Source organism: Pseudomonas sp. Cab53 (genome assembly GCF_018325965.1).
GTDB lineage: Bacteria > Pseudomonadota > Gammaproteobacteria > Pseudomonadales > Pseudomonadaceae > Aquipseudomonas > Aquipseudomonas chlororaphis_E.
This window is the reverse complement of record NZ_AP021902.1, coordinates 491,372-510,884: the sequence shown is the minus strand read 5'-3', so window position 1 is coordinate 510,884 and position 19,513 is coordinate 491,372. Positions and strand designations below refer to the sequence as shown.

Below are 19,513 nucleotides of genomic sequence, written 5' to 3'. Positions count from 1 at the left end.
TTTATCCCCTCGCCACAGGGGAACGTCGGAGGCCAGGAACCATGCATAACCCCTGCGCCGTCATCCCCGTCTACAACCACGAAACCGCCATCACGGCGGTGGTCCAGGCGTTGCTCGCCCATGGCCTGCCCTGCGTGTTGGTGGACGATGCCAGCAGCCCGTCCTGCGCGGCGGTGCTGGAACGCCTGGCCGAGGATGAGCGGGTGCATCTGGTCAGGCTGGCGGTCAACCAGGGCAAGGGCGGCGCCGTCATGACCGGGCTGCGGGAAGCATCGCGTCTGGGCTTCACCCACGCCTTGCAGGTGGATGCCGACGGGCAGCACGACCTCGGCGACGTGAACACCTTCATCGAGCAGTCCCGCGCCTACCCCGACGCCCTGATCTGCGGCTACCCCCACTACGACGCCAGCGTGCCGAAAGGCCGGCTGTACGCGCGCTACCTGACCCACGTGATGGTCTGGATCAACAGCCTGTCCCTGCAAATCCGCGACTCCATGTGCGGCTTCCGGGTCTACCCGCTGCCCCCGACGCTGGCGCTGATCGGCTCGGCCAACATCGGCAAGCGCATGGATTTCGATTCGGACATCCTGGTGCGCCTGGCCTGGCGCAACCAACCGATGCGCTGGCTGCACACCCGGGTGCATTACCCCCAGGACGGTGTCTCGCACTTTCGCCTGTTCCACGACAACGTGCTGATCTCCAGCATGCACACCCGGTTGTTCTTCGGCATGCTGGTGCGCCTGCCGCTGATTCTCTGGCGACGGTGGCGGGCATGAGCCTCGACGCGGACAAACAACACTGGGCCGACCGCCAGGAGCGCGGCAGCTTCTGGCTGATGAAACTCACCGCATTCGCCGCCAAGGTCCTGGGCCGGCGCCTGCTGACGCCGGTGCTCTACGGCATCGTGCTGTACTTCTTCATTTTCGGCCGCAGCGCTCGCCAGGCCGCCTGGCAATACCAGCAACGCCTGGCCGAATGGAGCGCGCGTCCCGAACTGCGTCCGACCCGCCGGCGGGTGTTCGGGCAGTTCATGGCGTTCGCCGACTCCCTGCTCGACAAGCTCGATGTCTGGAACGGCAAGCTGAGCATCGAGCAGATCGAGATCGTCGACACCGCGCTGCTGCGCAATCACTTGCGTGACGCCCGTGGGCAGATGCTGGTGGGCGCGCACCTGGGCAACCTGGAAATGTGCCGGGCCCTGGCCGAGCTGGGCGAGAAGGTCACCATGAACGTGCTGGTGCACACCAAGCACGCCGAGCAATTCAACCGTTTGCTGGGCGAAGCCGGCGCCACGCACCTGCGCCTGATCCAGGTCAGCGAGCTGGACCCGGCCGTGATGCTGCAACTGAGCGAGCGCCTGGAGCGCGGCGAGTGGCTGGCGATTGCCGGCGACCGCGTGCCCCTGCACGGCGGACGCAGCGTGACCGTGGACTTCATGGGCCACCCGGCCGCCTTTCCCCAGGGACCGTGGCTGATGGCCGGCCTGCTCAAATGCCCGGTCAACCTGCTGATGTGCCTCAAGCACGAGGGGCGTTACCGCGTCACCCTCGAACCTTTCGCCGACGCCGTGGTGTGGAAACGCAGCGAACGCGAGCAAGTGATCGCCCACTGGGCCGGCCGCTACGCCGAGCGCCTGGCGCAATTCTGCCTCCAGGGGCCCCAACAGTGGTTCAACTTTTACCCTTTCTGGAAGACCGATGACGATGCCCACTCTTGAGCCGGTAATCTTTGGCGAACGCCCCTTGCGCATCGAAGAGGTGCTGGCCCTGGCCAACCGTCAGGCGCCGACGCAGTTGCAGGACGACCCGGCGTTCCGCCAGCGCATCGCCAAGGGCGCGCAGTTCCTCGACTCCCTGCTGGACAAGGAAGGCGTGATTTATGGCGTGACCACCGGCTACGGCGATTCCTGCGTGGTGGCGGTGCCGCTGCACCACGTCGAGGCCCTGCCGCGTCACCTCTACACGTTCCACGGCTGCGGCCTGGGCAAGCTGCTGGACGCCCAGGCCACCCGCGCGGTGCTGGCCGCGCGCTTGCAGTCGCTGTGCCACGGCGTGTCCGGGGTGCGGATCGAATTGCTGGAGCGCCTCCAGGCCTTTCTCGAACACGACATCCTGCCGCTGATTCCGGAAGAGGGCTCGGTCGGTGCCAGCGGCGACCTCACGCCGCTGTCCTACGTGGCCGCGACGCTCTCCGGCGAACGCGAGGTGATGTTCCGGGGCGAACGTCGGCAGGCCGCCGATGTGCACCGCGAACTGGGCTGGACCCCGCTGGTGTTGCGCCCCAAGGAAGCCCTGGCGCTGATGAACGGCACCGCCGTGATGACCGGGCTGGCGTGCCTGGCTTTCGCCCGGGCCGATTACCTGCTGCAACTGGCCACCCGCATCACCGCGTTGAACGTCGTCGCCCTGCAAGGCAACCCGGAGCACTTCGACGAACGCCTGTTCGCCGCCAAGCCGCACCCGGGGCAGATGCAGGTCGCCGCGTGGCTGCGCCAGGACCTGGCGATCGACGCACCGACCGCGCCGCTGCATCGCCTGCAAGACCGCTACTCCCTGCGCTGCGCGCCCCACGTGCTCGGCGTGCTGGCCGACAGCCTGAACTGGCTGCGCGCGTTCATCGAGACCGAACTCAACAGCGCCAACGACAACCCGATCATCGACGCCGAAGCCGAGCGGGTGCTGCACGGCGGGCATTTCTACGGCGGTCACATTGCCTTCGCCATGGACAGCCTGAAGAACCTGGTGGCCAACGTCGCCGACCTGCTCGACCGGCAACTCGCCCTGCTGGTGGACGAGCGCTACAACCATGGCCTGCCGAGCAACCTGTCGGGCGCCAGCGCCGACCGGGCGATGCTCAACCATGGCTTCAAGGCTGTGCAGATCGGCACCAGCGCCTGGACCGCCGAAGCCTTGAAGAACACCCTGCCGGCCAGCGTGTTCTCGCGCTCCACCGAATGCCACAACCAGGACAAGGTGAGCATGGGCACCATCGCCGCCCGGGACGCGATCCGGGTACTGGAACTGACCGAACAGGTCGCCGCCGCCACGCTGCTGGCGGCCCACCAGGGCGTGTGGCTGCGCAGCCGTGCCGAAGACGCACGACCGCTGCCGCCGGCCCTGGCCGCCATGCACGCCGAACTGGCCGAGGATTTCGCCCCGGTGATCGAAGACCGTGCCCTGGAAGGCGAACTGCGCCTGTGCCTGCAACGCATCGCCGAGCAACACTGGAGGCTGCATGCGTAGTCAGGGTGTGTTGCACGTAGAGACACAGGTCGTCGTGCCGTTTTTCGACGTCGACTCGATGAACGTGGTCTGGCACGGCCATTATGTCAAATACCTGGAAGTGGCCCGCTGCGCCTTGCTCGACCAGATCGGCCACAACTACAACGACATGCTCGAATCCGGCCACGCGTGGCCGGTGATCGACCTGCAACTGCGCTACATGCGCAGCGCGGTGTTCGGCCAGACGCTGACCGTACGCGCCAGCCTGGTGGAATGGGAAAACCGTCTGAAGATCAATTACCTGATCAGCGACGCCAGCACCGGCGAACGCCTGACGCGGGCCAGTTCGGTGCAGGTGGCGGTGGAGATCGCCAGCCGTGAAATGCTGCTGGCCTCGCCGCGGGTCTTCGTCGAAGCCGTTGAAAGGATGCTGCCATGAAACGCCTGTGCACCTGGTTGTTGCTGTGCTGCCTGTCGCCTTTGGCCCAGGCGTTCGACCTGCAACAGTTGAGCGAGCAACTGGCCCGCCCGGAGGTGATCCACGGCCCGTTCATCCAGGAAAAACACCTGCGCGCCCTGCCCCAGCCGCTGATCAGCAAGGGCCGCTTCGTCCTGGCGAAAAACCACGGCCTGCTCTGGCTGCTGCAAACCCCGCTGCAACAGGACTACCGCATCACCGCCCAAGGCATCGCCCGACGAGACGGCAATGCCTGGCAAATGCTGCCAAACAAGAGCGCTGGCGCCGAACAGAACCGGCTGTTCCTGGCGGTCCTGCAGGGCGACAGCAGTGGCCTGCTACGGGATTTCGAACTGAGCCTGGCGGGCGAGCCGCAGCAATGGAAGCTCACCCTGACCCCGCGTTCGGTGTTGCTCAAGCAGGTGTTCAACCAGATCAACATCGAAGGCGGCGAACTGGTACAGCGCATCGAGCTGATGGAGACCCAGGGCGACCGCACGGTGCTGCGCATGCAGGACAGCGTCGCCACGCAACCCTTGAGCGAAGCGGAGCAACATGACTTTGCGAAGTGAACGCAGGCTTCCAAGGCTGTTCCTGATCCTGCTGCTGGCGGTGCTGGCGCTTGCCGGTTGGCAATGGCGCCACGGCGCGCCGCTGTCGGCCAACCTGATGGAACTGGTGCCGGGCGTTTCGCCCGATGCCTTGGAGCTCGTCGCCGAGCAACGCATGCAAGAACCGCTGAACCGCGAAGTGCTGGTGCTGGTCGGTCACGCTGACCGCCCGCACGCCATCGCCCTGGCGCAAGCGCTCGGCCAGCAGTGGCAGGCCAGCGGCCTGTTCGACAAGGTCCAGTGGACGTTACAGGCCGACCTGCCTGCGCTGCGCACACAGTTGCTGGACGGACGCCTGGCGATGCTGTCGACGGCGGACCGGCAGCAACTGATCGACCAACCCCAGGCGTTCATCCAGCAACGGGTGCAGGCGTTGTTCGACCCGTTCAGCGGCTTCAGCCTGGTGCCCAGCCAGGACGATTGGCTGGGCCTGACCGGCCGTATCCAGAACAGCCAACCCCAGCGCGGCGCCATCCAACTGGACGTGGGCAGCGGCGCGCTGGTCGCCGATGCCGACGGCAAAAGCTGGGTGATGCTGCGGGCCCGCACCCGCGGCAACGCCTTCGACATGAACCTGCCGTTGCAAGTGGCCGACCTGCTGCAACGCAGCCGCGATCAGGCGACCCAGGCCCAGGGCCAACTGCTGGCGGCCAGCGGCCTGCTGTATGCCGCCGCCGGCCAGCAACAGGCCTCCCGGGAAATCACCTGGGTCGGTGGTGGCGCCACGGTGGGCATCCTGTTGCTGCTGTTGCTCGCCTTCGGACGCCTGCGGGTGTGGCTGGCGTTCGTGCCGGTGCTGGTCGGCATGCTGTTCGGCACCGTGGCGTGCGTGGCGCTGTTCGGCCGCATGCACGTCATGACCCTGGTGCTGGGTTCCAGCTTGATCGGCGTGGCGGTCGACTACCCGCTGCACTACCTGTCCAAGAGCTGGAGCCTCAAGCCATGGCGCAGTTGGCCGGCCCTGCGCCTGACCCTGCCAGGGTTGAGCCTGAGCCTGATCACCACCTGCATCGGCTACCTGGCCCTGGCCTGGACACCGTTCCCGGCCCTGACCCAGATCGCCCTGTTTTCCGCCGCCGGGCTGCTTGGTGCCTACTTGAGCGCGGTGTGCCTGCTGCCCGCGCTGCTCAAGGGCGCCGACCTGCGCCCCGCCCAATGGCCGCTGCGGCTGTGCGAGTGCCTGCTCCAGGCCCGCGAAGCCTTGCTGGCGCGGGTAGCCACGCCCATTCTGCTGGGACTGCTGCTGGTCTTTTGCGCCGGCGGCCTCTGGCACCTGTCGACGAAAAACGACATTCGCCAGTGGATCGGCACGCCCCAGCACCTCACTGACGAGGCCCGCGAGGTGGCGCGCATCACCGGGTTCCAACCCACCAGCCAGTTCTTCCTGATTCGCGCCGACAACCAGGCCCAGTTGCTGGAGCGTCAGACCGCCCTCAACGAGCGGCTGGACCAGCTCGTCGGCCTGGAAAAACTCCAGGGCTACCTGTCGCTCAACCAACTGGTCAGCCCGCCGGCCGAACAGCAGAGAGTCCGCGAGGCCCTGGCCCGGCTGCCGGCGTTCTGGCAACCGTTGCTGGACCTCGGCGTGCCGGTCGCGGCACTGCAGGCGGAGCTGGCGCAATTGCAGGCACTGCCAGTGCAAGACATCGACGCCGCGCTGGCCGGGCCGTTGGCCGAGCCGTACCGCACCCTCTGGCTCGGCCCGACCGCCCAAGGCGTGGCGGCCATGATCAGCCTGCAAGGCTTGAACGACGCCGCGCTGTTGCGGGTACAGGCCGTGGACCTGCCCGGCGTGCAACTGGTGGATCGCCTGGGCGACCTGAATAGGGTCTTTGCCGCCACGCAGATCAGCGCCGCCGAGCTGAAACTGGCCTCCTGCGCGCTGATCGTGCTGGTGCTGATCTGGCCCTTCGGCCTTGGCGCCGCCTTGCGCATCGTCGCCCTGCCGCTGCTGGCGGCGTTGTGCAGCCTGGCGAGCCTCGGCTGGCTGGGGCAGCCGCTGACGCTGTTCAGCTTGTTCGGCCTGTTGCTGGTGACGGCCATCGGCGTCGACTACGCGATCCTGATGCGCGAACAGATCGGTGGCGCCGCCGTGAGCCTGCTGGGCACCCTGCTGGCGGCGGTCACCACCTGGCTGTCGTTCGGCCTGCTGGCGTTGTCCAGCACCCCGGCGGTGAGCAATTTCGGCTTGGCGGTAAGCCTGGGACTGGCCTTCAGCTTCATGCTCGCGCCATGGGCCGGGCACCGGGCCCACGATGCCGTCCTGGAGCCCGCGTCATGATGATCCTGCTGTTCTGGCTCATGGCCCTGGTTTTGTTTGCCGCCGCCACGCGCCTGGGCCGGCGGTTCGGGCTGATCCCGATCGTCAGCCAGTTGCTGCTGGCAAGCCTTGGCCTGCCGTTGCTGATGTATTTCTGGGTCGAGCCCGGCTGGCAACTCAGCGGCGCACAACTGGTGTCGCCGTTGTGGCTGAAGAACCTCTACAGCCTCGCGTTTGCCGTGTTGCTGGGGCACATCCTCAGCGACGTGATCGACCTGCGCCTGGACCGTCAGAGCGTGAAGATCGCCCTGCCGAGCTTCTCCGTGCCGTTTGCCTGCGGCCTGGCGACGGCGCTCTGGCTGTTGCCAGCACAACCCTGGATCAGCTCCCTGGCCGTGGGCCTGCTGTTCGCAATCACCGCGATCCCCGTGCTGTACCTGTACCTGCGCCACATCGACTACCCGCCTGCCGCTACCCGGCGGCTGGTGCAAACGGCGATCCTCATCGATCTGGCCTGCTGGAGCCTGTTCGGTCTGGCCCAGGGTAGCCTGCACTTGGGCAGCCTGTTGCTGCCTCTGGCCGGTGCCTGCCTGCCGCTGGTGTTGCGCCTGCTGGGCTTGCGCCAGCCGTTGCTGCACAGCGGCCTGTTCTTCGCGCTGTTGGTGGTGGCCGAGCATTACCGGCTCAACGCGCTGATCGTCGGCATCGGCTACCTGCTGTGCATGGCCGCGCTCAAGGTGCCGCTGATGCTGCCGCTCAACGCGGCCTGGATGCAGGGCTTGCAGACCTACCTGGCCATCCCGCTGATCCTTACGTTCGGCATCGTCCAGATCAACGTCCACAGCGTCCTCGACAGCCTCGGCGCCCTGCAACTGGCGGCGTTGCTGCTGTTGCCGATTGCCAGCAAACTGTTGGGCAACTGGCTGGGGCTGGGATGGGCCGGCGCGTCGTTCGCCGGTGCCAGTCGCTGGCGTGAAAGCGTCTTGCTGAATATCCGCGGCTTGAGTGAAATCGTGTTCCTCAACCTGCTCTTGCAACAACAGCTCATCAGCCCGGCGTTGTACTTCACGCTGATGCTGATGGGGCTGATCGCGACATTGCTGCCGGCCGTCGCCGGCTTCCACCGTCTACCCTCGATTGCCGCCCCGGCCAGGAGCCCCCGTGCCAACAGTTGAAATGGAACGTCGACAGGTCGTCATCATCGGCGCAGGCCCTTCCGGCGCCATCGCCGGCGCCTTGCTCAAGCGCAAGGGCCACGACGTGCTGGTCATCGAGCGCCAGCATTTCCCACGCTTCTCCATTGGCGAGAGCCTGCTGTCCCACTGCCTGGATTTCGTCGAGGAAGCCGGCATGCTCGAGGCGGTCAATGCCGCCGGGTTCCAGCGCAAGAATGGCGCGGCATTCGCCTGGGGCGAGCGCTACAGCGCCTTCGATTTCGGTGACACGTTCAGCGCCGGCAAACCCACGACCTTCCAGGTGCAACGCGCCGACTTCGACAAGTTGCTGGCCGACCAGGCCGCGCTGCAAGGCGTGGAGATCCGCTATGGCCAAGCCATCACCCAGGCCGATTTCAGCCTCGACCGGCCACAACTGGCGGTGCAGCGCGAAGACGGCAGCGAGTACCGGGTGCAGGCCGATTTTGTCCTCGATGCCAGTGGCTACGGCCGGGTCCTGCCACGCCTGCTGGATCTGGAAGCGCCGTCGAACTTCCCGGTGCGCCAGGCGGTGTTCACCCACATCGAGGATCGCATCGACGCGCCGACGTTCGACCGGGAAAAAATCCTGATCACCACCCACCCCACCCAGCGCGACGTGTGGTTCTGGACCATTCCGTTCAGCGGCGGACGCTGCTCGGTGGGCGTGGTGGCGGCCGCGGAGCATTTCGCCGGCCGCACCGACGACCTCGATGCTTGCCTGCGCGGTTTCATCGACGAAACCCCGAGCCTGGCCGGCGTGTTGCGCAACGCGGTGTGGGACACCCCGGCGCGGACCATCGGCGGCTACTCGGCCAATGTCAAAGCCCTGCACGGCCCGGGCTTCGCCCTGCTGGGCAACGCGGCGGAATTCCTCGACCCGGTGTTTTCCTCCGGGGTGACCATCGCCATGCGTTCGGCGAGCATGGCCGCCGACGTGCTGCATCGCCAGTTGCAAGGCGAAACCGTGGACTGGCAAGGCGAATTCGCCGAGCCCCTCAAGCGCGGCGTCGACACCTTCCGCTGCTATGTCGAGGGCTGGTACGCCGGCACCTTCCAGGACGTGATTTTCTACACCGAAGGCTCGGCCGACATCCGCCGCATGATCAGCTCGATCCTGGCCGGCTACGCCTGGGATGAGCGCAACCCGTTCGTCAGCGAGCCCAAGCGCCGCCTGCGCATGCTCTCGGAAATCTGCGCGAGCCCGGCGCCGGGTCAGCAGCCATGAACTACCTGAGCGACAACTACGTCGAAGAGACCCGCTTCGGGTTCTGGTTCCTGCGCAGCCACACCTGGCAACACCACGTGCTGCGGGTGGCGATCAATGACCTGCGCGGCCTGTTCAACGGCCCGCTGCCAGCCGACCCGGTGCTGCTGGACGCCGGTTGCGGCCAGGGCAAGTCGTTCCAGTACCTGCGCCAGGCCTTCGCGCCGCAGCGCCTGATCGGCGTCGACGCCGACCCCCACAGCCTGGCACTGAGTGCCGAGGAAGCCGCGCGCCAGGGCATGGCCGTGGAGCTGATCGGCAGCGACTGCGCGCAACTGGCGGTGCCGGATGCCAGCGTCGACCTGCTGTTCTGCCACCAGACCTTCCACCACCTGGTGGAACAGGAAAAGGCCCTCGCCGAGTTCCATCGGGTGCTCAAGCCCGGCGGCTACCTGATGTTCGCCGAATCCACCGAAGCCTACATCGACACCTGGGTGATCCGCTGGTTGTTCCGGCACCCCATGCACGTGCAGAAAAGCGCCGCGCAATACCTGGACATGATCCGCCACCAGGGTTTCCAGTTCGAGCCAGCCAACGTCTCCTACCCGTACCTGTGGTGGAGTCGCGCCAAGGACTTCGGCCTGCTGGAGCGCTTTGGCCTGCGCCGCCCCAAGCCGTTCGGCGAGCGTGAGGAAACCCTGGTCAACGTGGTAGCCCGCAAGCCGCTCGGAGGGGCCGGCGAATGATCCGCACCGCCTTTCGCCACGGCCTGCTGGTCGGCTGCCTGCTGTTGCTCGGCGCCTGCGCCAGCCGTGTGCCGCTGCCCGAGCAGACGCCAACCCTGGCCCTCCCGATGCAATTGCACATCGAACAGCAACTGGCCGGGCAACGCCTGGACTGGTTGCTGGTGATCCAGCGCGAAGGCACCGGCATTCGCTGGTCGATGATGGACCCGCTGGGCATTCCGGTGGCCCGTCAGCGCCTGGTCGATGGCGCGTGGCAAGCCGACGGCCTGCTGCCGCCCAACGCCGAGGCCCGCGAGCTGTTCGCCGCCCTGTTGTTCGCCCTGACGCCTGCCGCCGAGTTGGCCGGCAACTACCCGAGCGCCCGGCAGCAGGGAGCGCAACGCAGCCTCGACCCTCGCTGGCAGGTGCGCTACCAGCAGCCGCAGGCTTTTGACCTGAGCCTGCCCCAAGGCCTGCACTACCGCATCACACCGTTGACCGAGAACGCGCCATGACCGCCTATTTGAATGCCCTGGGCGTGATCTGCGCCCTGGGCCGCGACAAGCGCACCGTGGCGCGCAACCTGTTTGCCGGCGACTGCTCGGGCGTGCGCGTCGAAGCCGGCTGGGTCGCTGAACGGGCATTGCCGGTCGCCGCGGTGACGGGCGAGCTCGCGGCCATCCCCCCGGCACTGGCCGCGCAAAACAGCCGCAACAATCAGCTGCTGCTGGAAGCTGGCTTGCAGATCCGCCCTGACATCGACCGGGCCATCGAGGCCTACGGTCGCGCGCGCATCGGCATTGTGCTGGGCACCAGCACCTCGGGCATCGACGAAGCCAGCCAGGGCATCGCCCATTACCTGCGCGAGCAGCGCTTTCCAGAGGGCTACGACTACCAGCAACAGGAACTCAGCGCGCCGGCCAATTTCCTGTCCGACTGGCTCGACCTGGGCGGTCCGTCCTACGTGATTTCCACCGCCTGCACCTCCAGTGCCCGCGCCTTGATGAGCGCGCGCCGCCTGCTGGACCTGGGCCTGTGCGATGCGGTGATCTGCGGCGGGGTCGACAGCTTGTGCAAGCTGACCCTCAACGGCTTTTCGGCGCTCGAAGCGGTGTCGAGCGAGCGCTGCAATCCGTTTTCGGTGAACCGCAGCGGCATCAACATTGGCGAAGCGGCAGTGCTGTTCCTGATGAGCAGGACGCCCGGCGCTGGCCCCTCGATTGCCCTGCTGGGCGATGGCGCCAGTTCCGATGCCCACCATATTTCCGCCCCGGAGCCCAGCGGCCGCGGTGCCCGCCAGGCCATGGAAAAAGCCCTGCGCAGCGCCGGCCTCGACGCCGGCCAGATCGACTATCTGAACCTGCACGGCACTGCCACCCAACACAACGACGCCATGGAGAGCCAGGCCGTGGCCGGGCTGTTTCCGGCAGGCGTGCCCTGCTCGTCCACCAAGCCCCTGACCGGCCACACCCTCGGCGCCGCCGGGGCCCTGGAAGCGGCGTTCTGCTGGCTGGCCCTGAGCGCCGACAACACCGCCCAGGCCCTGCCACCGCACGTCTGGGACGGCCAGGCCGATCCCGAGCTGCCGGCGCTGGACCTGGCCCAGGCCGACAGCCGCCTCAACCCGACTTTCCCGCGCCGCCTGATGAGCAACTCATTCGCCTTCGGTGGCAACAACGTCAGCCTGATTATCGGAGACGCCCCATGATTGACTGGCCGCTCGCCGAACTGCTGCCCCACGCCGGCGACATGATCCTGATCGACCGGGTCGTCGCCTTCGATGACGAGCAGATCCATACCCGTACCCTGGTCAAGCCTGGCGGCCTGTTCAGTCGCGACGACGGCGCCTTGCCGGCCTGGGTCGGCATCGAACTGATGGCCCAGAGCGTGGCCGCGTTTGCCGGCTGCCATGCGCGCCAGCGCGGCGATGCCGTGGCGCTGGGCTTCCTGCTCGGCACCCGCAAGTTCGAGTGCAACGTCGAGCACTTTCCAGCCGGCACCGAGTTGGCCATCCACGGTGTGCGCTCGCTGGAAGACGACAACGGCATGGGCGTGTTCGAATGCCATATCCATGCGCCCGGCATCCATGCCACCGCCCGCTTGAACGTGTTCCGCCCACCCCAGGCCGCCCATTACCTCAACGAACCGTCCGCAACAGGAAACCTGCCATGACTGAATCCGTACTGGTCACCGGCTCCAGCCGTGGCATCGGCCGCGCCATCGCCCTGCGCCTGGCCCAGGCCGGGCACGACATCGTGCTGCATTGCCGCAGCGGCCGCGCCGAGGCCGAAGCCGTCCAGGCCGACATCCAGGCACTGGGCCGCCAGGCGCGGGTGCTGCAATTCGACGTCAGCGACCGCGCCGCCTGCAAGGCCATCCTGGAGGCCGATGTCGAGGCCCACGGCGCCTACTACGGCGTGGTGCTCAACGCCGGGCTGACCCGCGACGGCGCCTTCCCGGCCCTGAGCGAAGACGACTGGGACACGGTGATGCGCACCAACCTCGACGGTTTCTACAATGTGCTGCACCCGGTGATGATGCCGATGATCCGTCGGCGCGCTGCCGGGCGGATCGTGTGCATGACCTCGGTATCGGGGCTGATCGGCAATCGCGGCCAGGTCAACTACAGCGCCTCCAAGGCCGGCTTGATCGGCGCGGCCAAGGCGTTGGCAATCGAACTGGCCAAGCGCAAGATCACCGTCAATTGCGTCGCGCCCGGGCTGATCGACACGGCCATGCTCGATGAAAACGTACCCGTGGAAGAACTGATGAAGATGATCCCCGCCCAGCGCATGGGCACCCCGGAAGAAGTGGCTGGCGCGGTGAATTTCCTGATGTCCGCCGAAGCCGGCTACATCACCCGGCAGGTCCTGGCCGTCAACGGAGGCTTGTGCTGATGAAGCGCGTCGTTGTCACCGGCATGGCCGGCATCACCTCCGTGGGCAGCGATTGGGAAACCATCGCCGCCAACTTCGCCGCCAACCGCAGCGGCATCCGGCACATGGAAGAGTGGGACCGCTTCACCGAACTGAACACCCGCCTGGCCGGGCCGATCGACGACTTCCAGGTCCCGGCCCACTGGACGCGCAAGCAACTGCGCAGCATGGGCCGGGTTTCACGCCTGGCGGTGGCCGCGGCGGAACAGGCCCTGGCCGATGCGGGCCTGTTGGGCGACGAGTCGATCAAGGACGGGCGCATGGGCGTGTCCTGCGGCTCGTCCACCGGCAGCACCGACGAGATCAAGGCGTTTGGCAACATGCTGCTCAACAGCGTGGCCGAAGGCCTGAATGCCAACTCCTACGTGCGGATGATGCCCCACACCACGGCGGCCAACATCAGCATTTTCTTCGGCCTGACCGGGCGCCTGATCCCCACGTCCAGTGCCTGCACCAGTGGCAGCCATGGCATCGGCTATGCCTATGAGGCGATCAAGTTCGGACGCCTGCCACTGATGCTCGCCGGCGGCGCCGAAGAACTGTGCCCGACCGAAGCGATGGTCTTCGACGCGCTCTACGCCACCAGCCTGAAAAACGACGCGCCGCAAACCAGCCCGCGCCCCTACGACAAGGGCCGCGATGGTTTGGTGATCGGCGAAGGCGCCGGCATGCTGGTGCTCGAAGAACTGGAGCACGCCTTGGCCCGGGGCGCGCGGATCCACGCCGAGATCGTCGGCTTCGGCAGCAACGCCGACGGCCAGCACGCCACCCGTCCCGAACTGAGCACCATGCGCCGGGCCATGGAACTGGCCCTGGAAGACGCGGGCCTGGCGCCTGGTGCCATCGGCTACGTCAACGGTCACGGCACCGCGACCGAACAGGGCGACATCGCCGAAACCCTGGCCACCAGCAGCCTGTTTGGCGAACGCATGCCCATCAGCTCGCAGAAAAGCTTCCTCGGCCACACCCTGGGCGCCTGCGGCGCGCTGGAATCGTGGTTCAGCATCGAAATGCTCAACCGCGACCTCTACGTACACACCTTCAACCTCGACGAGGTTGATCCCGAATGCGGCAAGCTTGATTATCTGCGCGACGCGTTCCGGCCGATGAGCCATGAATACGTGATGAACAACAACTTCGCCTTTGGCGGGGTCAATACTTCGCTGATTTTCCGCCGCTGGCGCTGAATCGGATTCAACTTCCCGTTACCCCCGTCAAGGAGACCATGATGTCGCTGAAGAAAATCGCCGTTACCGCCGCCCTGTTGCTCAGCACCCTGCCGGCCATCAGCCAGGCCCGTGATACCGCGTTGTTCCTGCCGTTCGACAAGGTTGTCGCCGAAGCCATCCGCACCGGCAAGATCGACGGCAGCGTGAAGTTCTACCTGGCGGGTAACAAGCCGGCCGGCAACGTCACCGTGATCAGCCCCGGTGCCGTGACCAACAAGAAGACCAACGCCTTCAACAAGTCCGACGAAGTGGCGTGCGAATGGGTCCTGCAATCGGCCCTGATCAGCCTGCACCAGGCGGCCAAGAACGCTGGCGCCAACGCCGTGACCAACATCGTCAGCTTCTACAAGAGCAACGAACGCAAGGACCCGACCACCTACGAATGCCACGCCGGCGCAATCATGGCCGGGGTCGCGCTGAAAGGAGACCTGGCAAAAGTCCAGTAAGCCCTGCGTTGATCACTCCCACGCTCCGCGTGGGAATGATCAGCCCTTGCTAGCTTGCCTGGCGCCGCGCCGGGCGGTATCTATCTACCGCCCGGCGCTCTCCGCGCTTCAATAGGTTGTTCTTCCGAACACTTTCCCAGGAAGAACAACATGCTGGACACCACCCCCTCGCGGGCCGATAGCCCGACAGACCCGAGCGCCCCGCTGATAAACCTGCTGGAGGCCTCGCAGCAGCGGATGATTCGCCTGAACGGCGCCATGCCACGTTCCTCGACAGTGCTGGCCCGGCACCTGAATGACGGGCTGCGCCGCGTCCTCCCCGACCTGTCCGACCACCTCACCGCCCAGGACCTGTTCGTCTGCCGGCAGCAGGACGGGATCAAGACCACGGTCCGCCTCGATACGCTGTTCGAGCGGGCGATCGCCGGGCGCTTGGATGCGCTCGCATTCTTCGACGAGGCCAGCGACATCGAACTCGTCATCGATCAGCATCACACCCGGCCCACCTCCCAAGCCCTGGCCAACCTTAAGCACCTGATCAGCCTACCCCCGGCGTCGTGCATTCAACTGCTGACCCAGGCCTTGGACGACTTCTGGGCCAGCTCCGCCGATTTCAGCCAGGGCCTGAGCATCAGCCAATGGCTGGCCACCGAGCTGGCCCTGCAACTCAGGGCCCAGGCAGACCTGCACCAGTTGGACGCAACGTTGCGCCCGTCGATGTACAAGGCGTTGACGGAGCGCACGCTGCCGGCACCGGACGCAGCGTCGCGGGCACGGATGGCGGAACACCAACGTCCCGGCGTCCACAGCCTGAGCGTGATCCCGTCCGGGTGGGCGGTCAGCGTGCCGGTGCCCATGGCCGCGGTGCTGACCCAACATGCAGACCCCAACGAGTCAGGCGGCGCGCTGCTGTACCGTCCCGGCGAGCCGCTGCACATCCACGACGACCTGGCGGCGCTCAAGGCCAGCCTGAAGGAAGACGGCGACCCCGGAGACGAGATCGAAACGGCCCCCATCACCGAAAATTTCCTGGCCCGCCTGGTCAGCGAACTGCGGACAGAGCAAAAGAGCGCCGTCGCCAGCGTGTTCCTCGGCGGCCCGGAACAAACACAGGAGATCGGCACCTGGTTGGGCAGGCTGGACGCCGCCGCGCAACTGGGCAATCGGCTGGACCTGGCCGCGGCCATGGACGAACGCGAATTGCGGCTGGGGCTGAACAAGCTCGACGACTGGTTGCACGGCAACCCTCACGTCACCGGCGGCGATCGCCTGGCGTGGTGGGAAGCGACCCAAGCCGTGCAAACCACGCTGGTGGACAAACCGCCCGCGCCAGACCCGGTGACACTGGCCACCCCGGATGCCCTTCGCGCTCGCACCCGCACCTTGCTCGCAGGTTTGATCCGCGAGAAATACCCGCCGGTCGACCCCGACGATGTGTCGCTGAGCATCCGCAAAGAGGTGATCGACCCCCACGCCCCGACCGGCGGCTCACCGTTTGGGTCCGGAGTATCCCAAGGCAGTGTCAGGGGCGTCGTCGATGATCGTCGCTCCCTGACGCAATGGGCAATGTCCAACCTGACGCTGGAAGAACGCAATGCGCCTCACACCACCGTGGATGGGCCGCTGAGCTTCGCGCAGATTGTCGAGGTCATCGAAAGGGCCAATGTGGGCGCCCGCCTGCCGACCGAAGTGCAAGTGGCCGCCTGGCAGACCCAAGCGCCCTGGATGGCCCTGAAAGCGCAGCAGATGCGCGCACAGGTGTGGGCGGCGCACATTTCCGGCGACCTGCGGCATGACCGCGACAATACCGGGCTCAAACTGGTGCTGGCGGCGCTGGACAGCCCCACGGCGAAAGGCCGTGGCAAGGTCGGCGGGCATGAGGCGGTGGTTCGTCAACTGCAATGGGGCGACAGCGTCTTGAAAGACGTGCTGGCGTTCGGGGTCAAGTCACTCGCCAGTCGCCCTTCGCTGACGCTCTACACACCGGGCGCTCCCGACGGCAAGGTGTTCAGGGACGTCGACGCGGCGAGCAGCCGGACGCTGGAAGCGAGCGTGGTGCAGACCCTCACCGCCACACCGCAGATGACCCGCTGGCTGATTGCGCAGTTGCCGTTACTGGAACAGGCCGAGCAGCTTGCCAGCCTGGTGCCGCTGTCAGAAAACCTGACGTTCGAGCAAAAAATCAAGACCGTCACGCGCTCTGTCTTCGCCTGGACGAAGGACCGGGCACAGAATGACTTCGCGAAGAAAATTGCCGCCCCCACGGTGGAGGCCGACCTGTTCAAGGTGCTGCACGAAACGCAGATCACCCACGCGATCAAGACCACGCAGATGCTGACGGTGAGCAATGCCGAGCGCGACAGCGCGTTTGCACAGCAAGGGCGTGGGAACGCCGTCATGCTGCTGACCGGCGCCATGTCGATGTTCCCGGTGGGACGGCTCGGCGGCCTGTTGGGTCGCGCGATCCTGCCAACCATGGTGGGCGGTGCCGCGGTGTCGGCCATCGATGACGAAGGCGGTAGCGTTCACCAATGGACCACTGACTTTATCGCGGGGCTGGGCGAGGTCATCGCCGAAGCCGGCCAGGACCTGATCATGGCCCGCGCTGGGCGCCGTCGGCAGGCACGCCCGACGCTGTCGTCCCTGCCGCGGCTACCGGATCCGGAGCTGGACCCCTTCCGCCTCAACGGCTTCGACGGGCACGGGTTGATTGCCGAGGGGCGCCACCGGTACAGGGGCGCTGATGGCCAGGGCTACCTGATGCTGGGGGATGGCTATTACAAAACGGCGGTCCAGGCCGGCGAACGGATCATCTATGCGCCGGACAACCGCTCGAATCAGCGAACGGTCGTTTGGGAAAATGACCGCTGGCGCGTGGTGGAGCGCGATCGGCTCAGGGGCGGCGGCCCGTTCCTGAGCCTGTTCGGGCGTCCGCCGGAAACACCGCAGCAGCGTACATGCGCCGCCTTGGTGGAGGCCGTACTGGTGATGAATCGCTACCCCACCCGTGAAGCCGTCAGCACCGCAAAGGCCATTTTCGACTCGATGCCCGAAGCGCTGGCCGAACGCATACTCCGCGAGAGCATGGCGGACGTCGGTGTCGCCGACATCAACGCTTACCGTACCCAGATAACCGACTGGACCCGCAGCCAGGGTGATCTGGCCAAACGCAGGGCCAGCCTGCGGGACCTGCTGGACAAGATGAACACCTGGAGCATCGTCGTGCTCAGTTGCGAGAGCATCGAGACCAACGTCTCCAGCGTTACCCTGAGCGAAGCCCAGAAAATAAAAATCTACGACACGATAATGACGCACAAGAATATCTTCTTCACCGAAGACCGGATCCAGGTCCATACAACGGTCATCACCGACAACATCACCGGCGCCATCTTCATGACGTTCACCTCCAAAGGCGGAAAGAAGAAAGCGGCCATGGACAAGATCGCGAACGACACCCGGGAGATGCTGAATGCCGTGGAAGCCAGGCTGGAGGCCCACGTGCAGGCGCGATTGCCCGGCAATAATCCAGAAGCACAGTCGGCCCGGGACAGCTACACGAACTCGGCGCAATACTACAACGAGCTGATCACCGCCCTGCGCGAAGAAAAGCAGCGCAGGCACAAGCCCGGGCTGCTGACCGAGATCCGCAACAATCGAGTGCCCTACATCATCGCCAACAAAGGCCAGGCACAACGCGACGTCACACTGCTCACCGGGGAAGACATCACCAACTTCAGCCGGACACTGGCCAACTACGAACCCTTCGACATCGAGCTCGTGACCCAGGCCCGAAGCCACAAAGTGGAAGGCACAACGTCCGCCGAGCCCTCCACGGCCTTGCCCGCCCCGTCGCCGGCACCGGACAAGTTCACCGTCACCAACAGCCCATTGGCTGAAGCCCAGATGGCGTACGCCACCTTCTCGCAGGCCGCTCAAACCAGGGTGAACGTCATCACGGAAGATATTCGTGCGGGACGGATCACCACCAAGAAGATCAACCGCTACTACTGGTACACCATGGCCCAACTGACCCCGGGCGGCGGCAAGGGCGCCTGGCGCGCCGCGTTTGAACGCAAGGGCGATACCTGGACACTCCAGGGGTTCTACGACTACCACGTCAACGGACCTGCGACGGTCTGGGAAGGCTAGTCAATGCGTGGCGAGGGAGCTTGCTGCCTCGCCACGGCCGTCGACTTTACTTGCTCTAGCGGGCCTGGTCGCTGTCAGCATCGCCACATAACAACGCCACGAACGCCCGCGCCATCGGCGAGCGCTGGTCCTTGCGTTGCACCAGCCACACCGCCGACACCGCCGCCGGATCGAGCAGCGGGCGGTAGACGACGCCGTCGATGCGCATGCGCTGGTAGGAGGCGGGCAAGACCGAAACACCCAGCCCCGCTGCCACCAGCCCGATGATGGTCATCGCCTCGCCGGCTTCCTGGGCGAAGTGCGGGCTGAAACCGGCGTCGCGGGCCAGGCTCAGCAATTGCGCGTAGAGACCGCTGCCGTAGCTGCGAGGAAAGAACACGAACGGCTCCTGGGCCAGCGCCGACAGGAACAGCCCGGCATCGCTGCCCTGGGCCAGCGGGTGCTTGGAGCTGAGCACGGCCACCAGCGGCTCGCGGCTGAGTTCGATCTCGCTCAGGGACTCGGGCAGCGGCAACGGTCGCATGATGCCCACCTCGATCTCCCCCTCCATCAAACCGTCGGCCACCTGGGTGCTGCTCATTTCCCGCAGGTTCAGGTGCGCGGCGGGAAAGCGCTGGCGGAACGTGAACAGCGCCTGGGGGATCGTGGAGTTGAACGGCGCCGAGGAGGTGAAGCCGATCTTCAGCTCGCCCAGCTCGCCTAACTGCGCGCGACGGGCCACATCGGCGGCCTTGTCGACCTGGGCCAGCACCCGCCGCGCCTCGTCGAGGAACAATCGGCCGGCCTCGCTCAACTCGACCCGGCGATTGGTGCGCTCGAACAAACGCGCGCCGACTTCCTGCTCCAGCGCCTGGATCTGCTGGCTCAGGGGTGGTTGGGAGATGCCGAGGGCCAAGGCGGCACGGCCGAAGTGCAGTTCTTCGGCCACGGCGATGAAGTAACGCAGGTGACGCAGTTCCATGGTCCACCTAACAAGTCGCAAAACGTCTTAAACAGGTCGAACAATATATTGGATAGAAACATTAGCCGGCTATATGCTTTTTTCACTGCCTGCCTGATCGTGCTCCTGCGAGGTCCAC

Annotated in this window: 17 protein-coding genes; 16 read left to right on the top strand and 1 reads right to left on the bottom strand. The window is 66.1% G+C overall.

Annotated elements, in window-relative coordinates:
• Positions 1-41: 41 nt before the first annotated feature.
• From KI241_RS02190 to KI241_RS02115, 16 genes are all read left to right on the top strand, one after another.
• Positions 42-776, top strand: a complete 735-nt coding sequence (locus KI241_RS02190; RefSeq protein ID WP_047736105.1) for a glycosyltransferase family 2 protein — start codon at positions 42-44, stop codon at positions 774-776.
• Positions 773-1,717, top strand: coding sequence for a glycosyl transferase (locus KI241_RS02185; RefSeq protein ID WP_042727929.1), 945 nt, complete (start codon positions 773-775; stop codon positions 1,715-1,717). The genes KI241_RS02190 and KI241_RS02185 overlap by 4 nt, the downstream gene beginning before the upstream one ends.
• Positions 1,698-3,242, top strand: a complete 1,545-nt coding sequence (locus KI241_RS02180) for an aromatic amino acid ammonia-lyase (RefSeq protein ID WP_042727930.1) — start codon at positions 1,698-1,700, stop codon at positions 3,240-3,242. The genes KI241_RS02185 and KI241_RS02180 overlap by 20 nt, the downstream gene beginning before the upstream one ends.
• Positions 3,235-3,660, top strand: coding sequence for an acyl-CoA thioesterase (locus tag KI241_RS02175; protein WP_042727931.1), 426 nt, complete (start codon positions 3,235-3,237; stop codon positions 3,658-3,660). The genes KI241_RS02180 and KI241_RS02175 overlap by 8 nt, the downstream gene beginning before the upstream one ends.
• A complete protein-coding gene (locus KI241_RS02170; protein WP_042727932.1) occupies positions 3,657-4,250 on the top strand; it encodes an outer membrane lipoprotein carrier protein LolA in 594 nt (197 codons plus the stop codon). The genes KI241_RS02175 and KI241_RS02170 overlap by 4 nt, the downstream gene beginning before the upstream one ends.
• Entirely contained in the window at positions 4,234-6,570 is a 2,337-nt protein-coding gene (locus KI241_RS02165; protein ID WP_212803311.1) for a hypothetical protein, read from the top strand. Before KI241_RS02170 ends, KI241_RS02165 begins: the two co-directional genes overlap by 17 nt.
• Complete coding sequence (locus KI241_RS02160) at positions 6,567-7,724, top strand: sodium:proton antiporter (protein WP_212803310.1); 1,158 nt, start codon at positions 6,567-6,569, stop codon at positions 7,722-7,724. The genes KI241_RS02165 and KI241_RS02160 overlap by 4 nt, the downstream gene beginning before the upstream one ends.
• A complete protein-coding gene (locus KI241_RS02155) occupies positions 7,711-8,970 on the top strand; it encodes an NAD(P)/FAD-dependent oxidoreductase (RefSeq protein WP_212803309.1) in 1,260 nt (419 codons plus the stop codon). The genes KI241_RS02160 and KI241_RS02155 overlap by 14 nt, the downstream gene beginning before the upstream one ends.
• Entirely contained in the window at positions 8,967-9,695 is a 729-nt protein-coding gene (locus tag KI241_RS02150; protein WP_212803308.1) for a class I SAM-dependent methyltransferase, read from the top strand. Before KI241_RS02155 ends, KI241_RS02150 begins: the two co-directional genes overlap by 4 nt.
• Complete coding sequence (locus KI241_RS02145; RefSeq protein WP_042727937.1) at positions 9,692-10,189, top strand: hypothetical protein; 498 nt, start codon at positions 9,692-9,694, stop codon at positions 10,187-10,189. The genes KI241_RS02150 and KI241_RS02145 overlap by 4 nt, the downstream gene beginning before the upstream one ends.
• Positions 10,186-11,382, top strand: coding sequence for a beta-ketoacyl-[acyl-carrier-protein] synthase family protein (locus KI241_RS02140; RefSeq protein ID WP_042727938.1), 1,197 nt, complete (start codon positions 10,186-10,188; stop codon positions 11,380-11,382). Before KI241_RS02145 ends, KI241_RS02140 begins: the two co-directional genes overlap by 4 nt.
• Positions 11,379-11,846 carry a hotdog family protein gene (locus tag KI241_RS02135; protein ID WP_042727939.1) on the top strand — a complete coding sequence of 156 codons (468 nt, stop codon included), beginning with the start codon at positions 11,379-11,381 and terminating at the stop codon, positions 11,844-11,846. Before KI241_RS02140 ends, KI241_RS02135 begins: the two co-directional genes overlap by 4 nt.
• Positions 11,843-12,571 carry a 3-oxoacyl-ACP reductase FabG gene (gene fabG / locus KI241_RS02130; protein ID WP_042727940.1) on the top strand — a complete coding sequence of 243 codons (729 nt, stop codon included), beginning with the start codon at positions 11,843-11,845 and terminating at the stop codon, positions 12,569-12,571. The genes KI241_RS02135 and fabG overlap by 4 nt, the downstream gene beginning before the upstream one ends.
• The gene (locus KI241_RS02125) at positions 12,571-13,797 is read left to right on the top strand and encodes a beta-ketoacyl-ACP synthase (RefSeq protein ID WP_212803307.1); all 1,227 of its coding nucleotides are present in this window, start codon (positions 12,571-12,573) and stop codon (positions 13,795-13,797) included. Before fabG ends, KI241_RS02125 begins: the two co-directional genes overlap by 1 nt.
• 41 nt (positions 13,798-13,838) lie before the next feature.
• The gene (locus KI241_RS02120) at positions 13,839-14,285 is read left to right on the top strand and encodes an excinuclease (protein ID WP_042727942.1); all 447 of its coding nucleotides are present in this window, start codon (positions 13,839-13,841) and stop codon (positions 14,283-14,285) included.
• A gap of 150 nt (positions 14,286-14,435) precedes the next feature.
• On the top strand, positions 14,436-18,434 hold the full coding sequence (locus KI241_RS02115) for a DUF6543 domain-containing protein (protein WP_212803306.1): 3,999 nt from the start codon (positions 14,436-14,438) through the stop codon (positions 18,432-18,434).
• A gap of 55 nt (positions 18,435-18,489) precedes the next feature.
• On the opposite strand, the gene KI241_RS02110 is transcribed toward KI241_RS02115, so the two are convergent.
• Positions 18,490-19,395, bottom strand: a complete 906-nt coding sequence (locus KI241_RS02110; RefSeq protein WP_212803305.1) for a LysR family transcriptional regulator — start codon at positions 19,393-19,395, stop codon at positions 18,490-18,492.
• Positions 19,396-19,513: the final 118 nt, after the last annotated feature.

What these genes read in the sequence shown, in the direction of transcription:
- KI241_RS02180 (WP_042727930.1), top strand. Translation starts at nt 1,698, where the DNA reads ATGACGATGCCCACTCTTGAGCCGGTAATCTTTGGCGAACGCCCCTTG.
- KI241_RS02115 (WP_212803306.1), top strand. Translation starts at nt 14,436, where the DNA reads ATGCTGGACACCACCCCCTCGCGGGCCGATAGCCCGACAGACCCGAGC.
- KI241_RS02125 (WP_212803307.1), top strand. Translation starts at nt 12,571, where the DNA reads ATGAAGCGCGTCGTTGTCACCGGCATGGCCGGCATCACCTCCGTGGGC.
- KI241_RS02140 (WP_042727938.1), top strand. Translation starts at nt 10,186, where the DNA reads ATGACCGCCTATTTGAATGCCCTGGGCGTGATCTGCGCCCTGGGCCGC.
- KI241_RS02170 (WP_042727932.1), top strand. Translation starts at nt 3,657, where the DNA reads ATGAAACGCCTGTGCACCTGGTTGTTGCTGTGCTGCCTGTCGCCTTTG.
- KI241_RS02190 (WP_047736105.1), top strand. Translation starts at nt 42, where the DNA reads ATGCATAACCCCTGCGCCGTCATCCCCGTCTACAACCACGAAACCGCC.
- KI241_RS02120 (WP_042727942.1), top strand. Translation starts at nt 13,839, where the DNA reads ATGTCGCTGAAGAAAATCGCCGTTACCGCCGCCCTGTTGCTCAGCACC.
- fabG (WP_042727940.1), top strand. Translation starts at nt 11,843, where the DNA reads ATGACTGAATCCGTACTGGTCACCGGCTCCAGCCGTGGCATCGGCCGC.
- KI241_RS02175 (WP_042727931.1), top strand. Translation starts at nt 3,235, where the DNA reads ATGCGTAGTCAGGGTGTGTTGCACGTAGAGACACAGGTCGTCGTGCCG.
- KI241_RS02135 (WP_042727939.1), top strand. Translation starts at nt 11,379, where the DNA reads ATGATTGACTGGCCGCTCGCCGAACTGCTGCCCCACGCCGGCGACATG.
- KI241_RS02150 (WP_212803308.1), top strand. Translation starts at nt 8,967, where the DNA reads ATGAACTACCTGAGCGACAACTACGTCGAAGAGACCCGCTTCGGGTTC.
- KI241_RS02165 (WP_212803311.1), top strand. Translation starts at nt 4,234, where the DNA reads ATGACTTTGCGAAGTGAACGCAGGCTTCCAAGGCTGTTCCTGATCCTG.
- KI241_RS02110 (WP_212803305.1), bottom strand. Translation starts at nt 19,395, where the DNA reads ATGGAACTGCGTCACCTGCGTTACTTCATCGCCGTGGCCGAAGAACTG.
- KI241_RS02145 (WP_042727937.1), top strand. Translation starts at nt 9,692, where the DNA reads ATGATCCGCACCGCCTTTCGCCACGGCCTGCTGGTCGGCTGCCTGCTG.
- KI241_RS02185 (WP_042727929.1), top strand. Translation starts at nt 773, where the DNA reads ATGAGCCTCGACGCGGACAAACAACACTGGGCCGACCGCCAGGAGCGC.
- KI241_RS02160 (WP_212803310.1), top strand. Translation starts at nt 6,567, where the DNA reads ATGATGATCCTGCTGTTCTGGCTCATGGCCCTGGTTTTGTTTGCCGCC.